This is a genomic window from Microcoleus sp. S13C4 (genome assembly GCF_036700865.1).
GTDB lineage: Bacteria > Cyanobacteriota > Cyanobacteriia > Cyanobacteriales > Microcoleaceae > Microcoleus.
Genome location: NZ_JAUBPS010000112.1, coordinates 1 through 11,586, shown reverse-complemented (window position 1 = coordinate 11,586; position 11,586 = coordinate 1). Strand labels below are relative to the sequence as shown.

Here is an 11,586-nt window from a genome sequence, read left to right as displayed (position 1 = left end):
CAGACATTGGCGCTTTCGCGCTGCTGTAAGGTTGTTGTCATTTGTTTATGATTGCTTTATTTGGTTTTCAATGTTCGGATGATGTTTCTATTATTAACGGTGTTGTTAAGGTTTGTAAAGGGGTTGAGCGACAGTTTAACTGATGAGTGTGATTAGGAAAGCTGATGAAAGCAGAGAGATGGCCGTAGCTTGCGGGGCGGGACGCCATCGCCCCCGGGTGAAAAGATATGCCAGCCTGCTCTTCGGGGCACCTCAACCCTAACGAGCGGGAGCTATGGGAAGTGGAGAAGGTAGAGAAACAGGAGCGAGGACAGGGGGAGAGGCCGGGATGCGAGGAGGTGGAGAAAGCCTGAACTGCTGGAGTTGTTGCGGGGTGAGCGATCGCAAAATTCTCAGCCCCAGAGTGTCTCGGGAGATGCTTAAAGCGTAGGATGGCTCCAAATACGGGCGGAAATTTGATTTGTTGTTCAAATAGCTTTCCATGAAAGCTAGGCTGAGTCCGCTGAGGTAGCGGCGGGCTAACGCTGGTTCCGGCCCGATGACCTCTGGTGGTGGCAGAAAGAGGCTTTGAGGGGAATCCTCGATCGTTGAGAAGTGAGTCCCATTGTTCATCAGTACCAGATATTTGTTGGGCGATGTCAGCCAAGTGAAGGGTTGAATTTGTTCCAGTAAAGCGGGGGCGACGGTATCCGCGCTGCCTGCGATTACCATGACTGGGATTTGGATTTTGCTGAGGTTTGTTTCTCCGAAAATGCTGCTGGCGATCGGGTTAACGGCGATCGCAGCTTTGATGCGCGGGTCCTCGAAATTGTACTGCTTCCGCTCTAGGCTGCGGGCGCGGCACTGTAACAGCAGGGAGAGGTTCCAAGTCTCGTTTTCGAGCTGGCAGTCTTTGTCTAGCTGTGCAAAATTAATCCCCGCCCCGGCTAATGCTAAAGCCGTATAGCCGCCGAAAGACTGGCCGATGACGCCAACTCGCTGCAAGTCGAGCTGCCCTTGGTAGGCCGGATCGGTTGTAGAAAGTTGGGTTAAATAATCGAGCAGATCTTTGATGTCGAGGGGGCGGTTGACAAATTCTTCGGGTTCTGCTACTTCATTGGCTCTGCCTGTTACTAAGTCTTGGATTTGTTGGGCGTTGCTGCCGGGGTGTTCGGGGACGGCGACGGCAAAGCCGTAGGAGGCTAGGTGTTTGGCTAAATACTGGAAAGACAGGCGATCGGAACCTACACCGTGGGAAATTACTACTACTGGCGCCGGTTGCGGGCTGCGCTGCGGCAGGTAAATGTCCATATCAAAGGTGCGATCGCGATTTGGACTCCTAACAGTTACCGAGGATTTGTTCCAAGTATAGGGGCCCGGTAGCTGGGGCTGTAGCATTTGAGCGGGCAGTATGGCCGATTCTAAGGCTGCTTCTGCTTCGGACAATTGGGTGACTCCGGCGATCGTCTGATTGGAACGGTTGATCAGCGATGTCAGCTCGTTGGCGATAGCCAAGCCGCGGGCGAGGTCAATCCTGATGCCGTAAGTGGGGAATTTCCGCAGCACGTTGACGATTGTCAAGCCTTCTGGATCTGAGGCTGCTAAAATCAGGGCTGCTCGGATGGCGTAAAATCCGGGCTGCCGAGCTTTGGTTTGAATCAGTCGCCCCAAGCGTTTCAGCAGCACTTCTCCTTGAGGCGTGTAGAGGAATTGGGCGATCGTCACGTGGCTGATTTCAGCTTTCGCTTGCAGGGCGTTGCGAATCTCAGCTTGCTGAGATTCTTTGATGTACTGAGCGAAGCCGTCCAAATTCGAGTCTATTTTGCCTTCTTTGGCGAAGAGTGCCAGGGATTCGATGGGAACTGATTCTTCTAGCGGCCCGTAAGTTACGTAAATTCGCTCGGCACCCATTGCCGGTGTGGCGGTGCAAACAGCCGTGAATGCAAACAATCCTAGGTATTTTAAGGCGATCGACCGCCGAGTGCGAAGGGCTGCTGTGGAGAGACTCGGAAACAGACTGTTCATAACTTTCACACCTAGGACTTCTAATAATTAGTCGGTGAAACCATGTAAATTGTTTCGCCAATATTTAATGCCGAAGCATCGATCTGTTGCTTCGGATGCTTCGGAAATTAGGTTATCTTGGGAAGCATAGCCTAAAAGTAATTTTCTGATTTTACAAGGCTAGCTGAAATTTAAAATTCAACGCCGAGGGGTCAAACCTGCTGGAAGGCCCATTGATTATTTTTTCAGCTATGCAAGATATTGTCGATCGAGTTTGTAACTACAGTCTGAGTGGGAGAATTTATGATGTTCAATGCAACTGCTATCCTGATTGACGCTTTTGTGCAAGAGCTGCAGGCTGGCTACCGTCGCACCTACGGCAAGTATAAGCCTGACTACCCTGAAATTATCGCCTGGGCGGGGACTATGGCTCTGGAAAATATCGCTAATTGCGATGCTCTGTACCACAATGTGGAACACACAATGCTCGTGGCTTTGGTGGGACAAGAGATTCTCCGGGGCAAGCATATTCGGGAAGGGGGTGTGTCGCCGGAAGATTGGCTCCACTACTTGATCTCGCTGCTGTGCCACGATATCGGCTACGTGAAAGGTGTTTGCCGCCAAGACCAAGAAGCTGTCGGACTCTACGCTACGGGTGTTGAGGGGAAAATGGTTTCTGTGCCGATCGGGGCCACTTCTGCTAGTTTAACTGCTTATCATGTCGATCGAGGGAAACTCGTAATTGACGAACGCTTCGGCGGTCACACATTAATTGATGCCGAACAAATTAAGCGCAATATAGAATTGACTCGCTTCCCAGTTCCTGCTAGCGAAACTCATCAAGACAGAAATAATTATTCTGGACTCGCCAGGGCAGCCGATTTGATCGGTCAGTTGAGCGACCCCAATTACCTGCGAAAAATAAGTGCCCTGTTCTACGAATTTGAGGAAGTCGGCACTAATAAAATCTTGGGCTACAAGTCTCCGGGAGATTTACGGCAAAATTACGCGAAGTTTTATTGGAATGGAGTTTTCCCCTATATTCCCGCAGCTTTGAACTACTTGGAATTGACCCAGGGAGGCAAACAGATTATTGCCAACCTCTACGCTAACGTGTTTCAGGTAGAACACGCTGAACCGATCGCTTTTAACAAGACAAACGCTCAAGGATTAATCAAATCCCACGCCAATAATAGCTTGAACGGCGAACACGATAGTGAGAAGGTTCAACCTGTCCTGCCCGGGGAGAGCAAGGAATTTAAGGATTTTCGCGACTTAAATTTGTGATGATTTACGCGCAGAATTCGGCAGCTATAAACACGCATCCTCATTAGGAAAAGATTGGATGTCTAGTTGCTGTATCCTTTTTTGTAAGCTATATTAGAGCTAATAATTAGTTGTGTGTTAGGGAGAGTTAGGTCATGGAAACTAACAATATTGAAGTCGTTTTTAGCTTTGATACAACTGGCAGTATGTACCCTTGTTTGACACAAGTTCGTCGAAGAATCAAAGAGACGGTAACAAGACTGCTCGATGAAATTCCTGGCATTCGGATTGGCATTATTGCCCACGGAGACTATTGCGATGCTGGCAGCACATACGTAACTAAACACCTCGATTTGTCCGGCGATGTGGGCACGATTTGCAATTTTGTTCAAAATGTAGAGCCAACTGGCGGTGGCGATGCTCCAGAATGTTATGAATTAGTCTTGCACGAAGCTCAGTCACTTTCTTGGACTCCAACTAATTCCAAAACATTGGTACTAATTGGCGACGACATCCCGCACGCACCCGCTCAAACTCCTCAAAAACTTAACTGGCGTCAAGAAGTAGATAAGTTAGCACAGATGGGAATTGCCGTTTATGGCATCCAAGCTCTCAACCGTCACCACGCCACTTTATTCTACCAAGAACTAGCCGAAAAGTCCGGGGGTTTTCACCTCAATCTTGACCAATTTTCATACATCACAGATTTATTTTTAGCAGTTTGTTATCAACAATCATCTAACGAACAACTGCAAGCTTACGAACAAGAAGTTGTCACTCAAGGTCGCATGAGTCGCGGATTAAACAAGATGTTTGATACCATGCTGAAGCGGGAAGGCGCCCCTGCGTACGAATCGGCAGAATTGCGAACCGTAAAACCGGGGAGATTTCAGATTCTAGAAGTTGACCGCGAGATTTCAATTAAAGCTTTTGTTCTGGAGAATGGTTTGACTTTTAAAACCGGGCGCGGGTTTTATGAGTTTACTAAAACCGAAACTATCCAAGGTAAGAAAGAAATTGTGCTGATGGAACGTTCGACAGGGGATTTGTTTGAAGGAGAAGCGGCGCGAGAAATGTTGGGTTTGCCCATGGGTGAGACAGTTCGCATTAAACCGAGCAATCTAGAAAAGTATGCGGTTTTTGTGCAAAGTACCTCGGCAAATCGGAAGCTGATAGGTGGAAGTCGTTTTCTTTATGAAGTAGAAGATTGGGCTCGTTAATCAATATTAAATCTCTTAACTACAACCGTAGAGTGACGCAAAGCGTGGTAAAATTCGCTATAAGTAAGGTGCGCCATAAGCACCATACAAATAGTTGGTGCCTCGATGACTATAGGATTTGTTTTGATCCTATGCCTCTGCGGTTAAAAAATATACACTTTTAAATTAATATGCAGCCCGAAATAGAACACCAAATTCAACAGTTGAGGCAGCAGCTACAAGAAGCTAGCTATGCTTATTATGTTTTGGATGCGCCGATTATGGCTGATGAGGTGTACGATCGACTTTATCGTCAGTTGCAAGAGTTAGAATCGGATTATCCTGACTTAATTACTGCGGAAAGTCCGACTCAGCGCGTGGGAGAACAGCCTGCTACTCAATTTTTTAGCGTCAAGCACAATATTCCTCTCTACAGTTTGGAAAATGCTTTTAATTTTGAGGAGTTTGCTAAATGGCAGGAACGCTGGCAAAGGGTAGCAGGAGATAATCAACAATTAACTGCTGAATATGTTTGCGAATTGAAAATAGACGGTTCTGCTTTAGCGTTAACCTATGAAAATGGAGTTTTAGTCCGTGGTGCGACGCGGGGAGACGGCATTGCCGGAGAGGAAATTACTCAAAATGTCAAGACTATACGTTCGATTCCTTTAAAGCTCAATTTAGATAACCCGCCGCCTGTGGTGGAAGTGCGGGGAGAGGCTTTTTTGTCTTTAGCTGTGTTTGAGGAAATTAATCGGGAACGGGAAAAAGCGGGGGAACAATTGTTTGCTAATCCTCGCAATGCTGCGGCGGGTACCCTGCGACAGTTGGATTCTAAAATTGTGGATAAGCGACGGTTGGATTTCTTTGCTTATACTCTGCATTTAGATGAGGATAACGAGGAGAAAACGCAGTGCAAATCGTTGGAATTGTTGCGAAGAATGGGGTTTAAGGTAAATCCCAATCGCAAAATTTGCTATTCTTTGGATGAGGTTCGCGAGTATTACGAATATTGGGATACTGAACGGCGAAATTTGCCTTACATGACGGATGGGGTTGTTGCTAAGATTAATTCGGTTTTACTGCAAAAACAATTGGGTTTTACTCAGAGGTTTCCGCGTTGGGCGATCGCACTTAAGTATCCCGCTGCCGAAGTCCCTACAATTGTGGAAGCTGTCACCGTGCAAGTAGGGAGAACCGGGGCTCTGACGCCTGTAGCGGAACTGAAACCTGTGCAGTTGGCTGGAACGACAGTTTCGCGGGCTTCTCTTCACAACAGCGATCGACTTTCCGACCTAAATCTCCATATTGGCGATACTGTAATTGTCAGAAAAGCTGGGGAAATTATACCAGAAGTTGTGCGAGTTTTGCCGGAACTTCGCCCCCAAAATGCTCAACTTTTCCAAATGCCTAGTTGCTGTCCCGAATGCGAACAGCCTGTGGTTCGGGAAAAGGGGGAGGCCGTTACTCGCTGCATCAATACATCTTGTCCAGCAATTTTGAGGGGTTCGCTGATTCATTTTTGCAGCCGGGATGCTCTGGATATTAACGGTGTTGGGGAAAAGTTGGTGCAGCAGATGGTTGATAGCAATCTGGTGGATTCTGCGGCGGATTTGTACGATTTGACGGCGGAAAGATTGATGAGTTTGGAACGCATGGGTAAGAAGTTAGCAGAAAAGTTGGTAAGTGCGATCGCCCAATCGAAAAATCAACCTTGGTCGCGCGTACTTTACGGCTTGGGCATCCGCCACGTCGGCACAGTCAACGCTCAATTGCTGACAGAAAGGTTTGCCAATGTGGAAGAGTTAGCAGCCGTATCGGCGGCCTCGATTGAGGGGGTTTACGGCATCGGGTCGGAAATTGCTCAAGCTGTTTATCAGTGGTTTCGAGTGCCGGCAAATCAAAGTTTAATTGCACGGTTGAAAACTGCTGGCTTGCAATTGCACTCAGAAGTGAAAAGTTCCAATTTAGCCAGCACAAATTTACAACTTGCAGGCAAAACCTTTGTGCTTACAGGAACTTTGCCTACTTTGAAGCGAGATGAAGCTAAAGATTTGATTCAAAAAGCTGGAGGTAAAGTAACAAGTTCTGTGAGTGCTAAAACAGATTATGTGGTTGTGGGAGAAGATGCGGGTTCTAAGTTAGAAAAGGCTCAATCTTTGGGGGTAGAACTACTTTCGGAAGCTGAGTTATTAGAACTGCTATCGAAACCCTAAATGATTGGTGAAAGTCAATATATCTCTCTTTTTTCTTTATCTACGCCCTCTGCGCCGTCTGCAATTCGTAAAAAAGCTGATTCACTTGAGCCGTTTTCGGAGAACATCCCCAACAATTCTAATTCCCTAGGTGGAAAATAGCCGATCGCGAATTGGGCAATACCTCAAAAGGCATAGAAATCGCGTTAGCGAAGCCCGCCCCTACGGGGGCTACGCCAACGAAGAGGAGCGCACTTGGTGAATATACATACTTCCCGGCGGTGCTGCCCGCATCGGTTGTCGGTACTGGCTAGTTTTGCTAAAATTTGATAAAGTTTGCAATAGCGATCGCAACTGCCAGATTAGCCAAGTCCCAGCAATCATAGGAGATACATTATGTCGGAAATTCCAGCAGAACAAACACAAACAAACTTGACAACTCCAGAAATAACTACCGACAGCTCAATTTCGGGAGTGGAAAACGTGAAAAATAGTTTGGGAAACGTCCTAAATAGTTGGAAATTGAAAGTAGGATTAGCAGTTGCTGTACTTTTGGGAGTTTTGCTATTTGCTTTCTACTGGCAGCATATGATTGCAGTGGTAGGTATGAAGAGTTGGTCGGCGCGATCGGGAGCTAACCCGATCGAATGTATGGTAAGAGATACTAATAACGACGAGTATGTCAGTTGCAGCGCCCTCCTCGACCAGCAGATTGTCCCTCTTGAGTGCAGTTCGAGTTTGTTCAACATCGGTTGTCGAGTCAATTATGGAACTGCGGCCCCAAATCCGAGACAGACCAACCCTAGATAGAGCATCTGCGGGTTAGACATAATTGTTCAAGGAACAGATTTGCTACTTAAAATATGGGAGTTACAAAAAAATCTCACCGTGAAAATATTCCAGCAATAAAGAGGGGAAAACTCTGGTTTTTATTGTTGTAAATTAGCAGGTAAGTAGGCTTACCTGCTATTGCCATTAGGTAATCTGTGATAGATGATGTGCGGCAGTATATTGGCGAGCCGAAGGTTTTGGATGATATTAATTGGGTGGTGATGAAACAGAAATAGAGTTCCAAACCCCCGATAACACTCGGCGGTTGGGGATCTCTTCAGGGAGGAACCCGCCCCCAACCGCCGCAAGGAAACATTGCTCCTAAAGTAGAAACTTTCGTCCCTAACAAGCGGAGACTGAAAAATAAAAATAGCAGCTTACCAAGGGCTTCCGATCATGGTGAAACTACTCCAGTAGTAAGGATGAGAAAAATTTTGGTTTCCTTGTTGTAAATTAGCAGGTAAATTTAACTTGCCGCCTGTTGTTACTAACTGTCCGTTTTCCATCCGAACTTTACCAGCAATCATCGCCTGTTGAGCAAGTTGCAGAGTTTCTGCCTTAGTTGTGGTTCCTTGCAACTGGTGGTAAAATTCGCTCATCAGCCCCAAAGTGCCTCCATCGTCAACATACCACAAACTCCCTAAAGCAGATTTTGCGCCGGATTTGACTGCTAAACCTCCAAAACCTAACTCTGCTTCCCGATCGCCCACAGCAGTTCTACAAGCACTCAATACTAACAAGTCTACCTGCGGATTGCGCCAATTTAAACTCTCCATGCGATCGAGCTGCAATTTGGAATTCCACAGTTGAATGTAGGAATTGCTCGCTTTTCCCGGTTTGAATTCAGCGTGAGTTGCTAGATGAACGATCCGAAATCCTCCCTTGGCGTGTTCCGAGTTGAGATTATCTAAAGTGAAAGTGGAATTGAGGAAAGATGGACTCTGCCACTGAGCCGAAATCGCCTGCAACTCGATCGGCACACTGGGCAAGGGCTGTTGGTCAACAAATTCTGACCTTCCCATGGCTAGCACGGTGGCGTCTCTAACAGATTTATAATCGGTATTAATCGAACTAAAACTCGGAATTAGGCTGAAACTGTATTTTTCAATCAAGAAGCCTTTACCGTCGTGCAAAGCCGCAAAGGGCAGGCTTCGCAGTCCCGGATCGACTGACAGTAACAAAGTTTGAATTCCTAAGTTTTGTAAGTCTTTTTCTAGGGGTGCGATCGCCCATTTATATAGTTGCTGGGCGGCGGCTAGATAACTGGTACTATCGCGTTTTGCGGGATTGGTGATTTCATTGCGAAACTCCTGGACGGTGGGGAAAAGAGCTGCTCTGTTGGCTTCGGGGACGCTGTAATGAATCGGCAACCCGGCGGGAGGAACTAAAATTAGTTCCAGTCGATCTTCTCGCGAGACTATGTAGACAATACCAGACCGCTTGCCGGTTTGCTGTTCGATATTTTGTAAAGTTTGTTGTGCTGTCGAAATCAAGACTTTTTCCTCTGGGATGTTGGCTTCTACCCCCAGGTATTCTCGAAATTCTTGATTCCTCATTTCTTCGATTCCCCAGATTGTTTTCTGGATATCGTTACCTTCAAAAAGTCGATCGGGAGACGGAACATATCCCAGAACTAAATTAGAAATAGGGTTGACTCTTAGTGATAATTCGCTGCTGGTAACTTCTGGCAGTTGGTTACCGGGGGGCAAGTGATTGGGTAGCGATGGAATTTTGGGGGGTTGAAAGTCTTCTGGATCGAGGGTTGAGGGTTGCCGTGCGGGCACTTGTCTTTCCGTAGGATCGATCAGAGGGGGAGTTACAACATCAGGGGGAGTTACAACATCAGGGGGAGTTACAACATCAGGGGGTTTTACAGTTACAACATCAGGGGGTTTTACATTTACAACATTAGGGGGTTTTACAGTGACAACATTAGGGGGATTTACAGTGACAACATCAGGAGGATTTACAGTGACAACATCAGGAGGATTTACAGTGACAACATCAGGGGGATTTATAGTTACAACATCAGGGGGAGTTACAACATCAGGGGGAGTTACAACATCAGGGGGAGTTACAACATCAGGGGGAGTTACAACATCAGGGGGAGTTGGCTCCGTTGGCGTCGGGTCGATCGCGTCATCAGTTGAAAACACAATATTACCAACACTACTAGAACGCGGAAACGACTGCGATGTAATGGTAGATTGTCCCGTTGTAATTGGACCCGCCGTACCGTTGCTAGCAGCATCTCCGACTACAAACGGTTGAATCGGCGTCCCTCCATCTCCCCCAGCGTGGACAATTGTAATTTTGCCACCACCTGTGCCGCCAGCAGTAGAAATGCTAGCAAATCCTGTCGGCGACAGTGGTGTTGAAAAAGTACCCGTAGCGCGGAAAAAATTGCCTGTTATTGCTGTGACATCGCCGCCGGCGCCGCCTGTACCGCCTTGGGCATTGATCGACTCTACTTGAATATCGCCGATCGGATCTAAGAACACATTACCGGCATTTCCGACTATACCGCTAGAGTTAATTTGTCCCGCTGTAATTGAAGTTATCGCTTTAACAGTTATGTTTCCGCCACTGTCTCCCGATGTATTCAAATTGCCTGCGGTGAAATTGTTACCGCTTGTAAATAGAATTTCTCCACCATTAGTAGTAATATTTTTAACACTTATATCGCCCTTGGCAGTAATATCGACTTTGCCGGCGGTGACATCTCCCGATAAATTGACTTTTTCCGTGTTTAGTGCTGTAAATTGTTGCACGTTAATTGTCGAGTTTCCTGTCACATTGCCAGCATTGTCGATCGCCAAATTTCCTAACTTGCTGGTGGCGCCCACCGAACCGTTGAAAGTGATGCTGCCGCTACCGGAGGCTAGAGTTAAGTTGCGGGCATTAATGCTGTCACTGTCGATCGCACCCAAAGCAATATTTCCCCCTGCGGTACTAAATATCGCATCCTTTGTCAAAACCAAAGCATTGCTAATATTAATGTTGCCGTTATTAGTTGTAAGATTCCCGCCTAGTTTAGTATTTAAAGCCGTAATGTTAAAACCAGAATTGCTTTTAACGTTCCCGATAAATTCCGCATTGGATGCAGTAACGTTCACAACAGATAATGGCTTTGTTTCGCCGATATTTCCTTGCAGTAGCACATTACCCTTCGCGGCATCTAAGCCCAACAAATGATTGCCGTCGATCGCACCTTTTATATTAATACTACCAACGCTGCTTTTGAGATTAACCGGGTTTCCTAGTTGAACGTTGCCCGTCAAATCTATATTATTAGTTGTATTGATGCCATAGTTCAAATTAATTCTTGAACCTTGGAGAGCAACACTGCTGTTGTCAAGTCCGGTAATAGTGCCATCAAGTGCGATCGTACCAGTTCCGGTTTGAATATTTACTGGGTCGAAAAATGTGAGATTATAGGGAATACTAATCTTGGCGCGGCTATCCGATCGCCCGATCGTGATCGAGCTAAATCCATTTTGAATTAAACTAATTTCCGATGCAGTCAAATCTAAAGCGCTAGTATTGTTATCAATTCCGCCAACAACAATATTTTGGCCGACTGTTGCCGGTTGCAGCGTTAGCGCGCCCGTACCGGAAACATTTCCCGATAAATTAATTTCACCGGCTGTTAAATTCAGCGGGTTACTACCTGCCGATAAAGTAGAACCGAAAGCAATTGTTGCATCTCCGAGTGTAAAATTTACAGGCGCTTTTAATGTCACTGGATTGCTAAAACTAATGTTATCATTAGTTGTGGTGATATTTCCGCTAACCGCAACATTTCCCCCGCCATTTTGAATAAATGCACCGTCTAAGTTCAAGTTCTTCTCAATATTGAGATTCACCTTATTGGTAATTGTGAGCGTGCCGTCATTGGTGGTTGTTACAGTTCCTTTGAGATTAACATTATCAGCCACAATACCGAGATTGCCAGCTACGTCAACTGTCTTGTTGAAAGTAATGTCGCTGCCGGAGAGAAGGGGATTATTGGCAATTGTAACTGCATCTCCATAAGTTTGAGCGCCAGTTGTAGTGACATTTCCCTTGACTTGAGTTGTGCCGCCAGCATCTGTCGTCAAACTCGTGGCATT

At 46.4% G+C, this 11,586-nt stretch carries 7 protein-coding genes; 4 read left to right on the top strand and 3 right to left on the bottom strand.

Features of this window, described 5'->3' with window-relative positions; all coding sequences use genetic code 11:
- Positions 1-258: 258 nt before the first annotated feature.
- On the bottom strand, positions 259-2,004 hold the full coding sequence (locus QT996_RS27100) for an alpha/beta hydrolase (protein WP_333050460.1): 1,746 nt from the start codon (positions 2,002-2,004) through the stop codon (positions 259-261).
- Between the two features lie 285 nt (positions 2,005-2,289).
- Here QT996_RS27100 and QT996_RS27095 point away from each other — a divergent pair, with 285 nt between their 5' ends.
- From QT996_RS27095 to ligA, 3 genes are all read left to right on the top strand, one after another.
- On the top strand, positions 2,290-3,270 hold the full coding sequence (locus QT996_RS27095; RefSeq protein ID WP_333050462.1) for an Npun_R2479 family HD domain-containing metalloprotein: 981 nt from the start codon (positions 2,290-2,292) through the stop codon (positions 3,268-3,270).
- A gap of 134 nt (positions 3,271-3,404) precedes the next feature.
- Entirely contained in the window at positions 3,405-4,469 is a 1,065-nt protein-coding gene (locus QT996_RS27090; protein ID WP_333050459.1) for a vWA domain-containing protein, read from the top strand.
- A 170-nt stretch (positions 4,470-4,639) separates the two neighbouring features.
- Positions 4,640-6,664 (top strand): NAD-dependent DNA ligase LigA, encoded by a 2,025-nt coding sequence (gene ligA, locus QT996_RS27085; RefSeq protein WP_333050457.1) that lies wholly within the window; start codon positions 4,640-4,642, stop codon positions 6,662-6,664.
- Positions 6,665-6,874: 210 nt separating this feature from the next.
- On the opposite strand, the gene QT996_RS27080 is transcribed toward ligA, so the two are convergent.
- Positions 6,875-7,027 carry a hypothetical protein gene (locus tag QT996_RS27080; protein WP_333050453.1) on the bottom strand — a complete coding sequence of 51 codons (153 nt, stop codon included), beginning with the start codon at positions 7,025-7,027 and terminating at the stop codon, positions 6,875-6,877.
- Positions 7,028-7,039: 12 nt separating this feature from the next.
- Here QT996_RS27080 and QT996_RS27075 point away from each other — a divergent pair, with 12 nt between their 5' ends.
- On the top strand, positions 7,040-7,453 hold the full coding sequence (locus QT996_RS27075) for a hypothetical protein (RefSeq protein WP_333050451.1): 414 nt from the start codon (positions 7,040-7,042) through the stop codon (positions 7,451-7,453).
- Positions 7,454-7,851: 398 nt separating this feature from the next.
- Here the strand turns inward: QT996_RS27075 and QT996_RS27070 are convergent.
- Positions 7,852-11,586, bottom strand: a 3,735-nt coding sequence (locus tag QT996_RS27070) for a CHAT domain-containing protein (RefSeq protein ID WP_333050449.1), incomplete at its 5' end; no start/stop codon positions are given.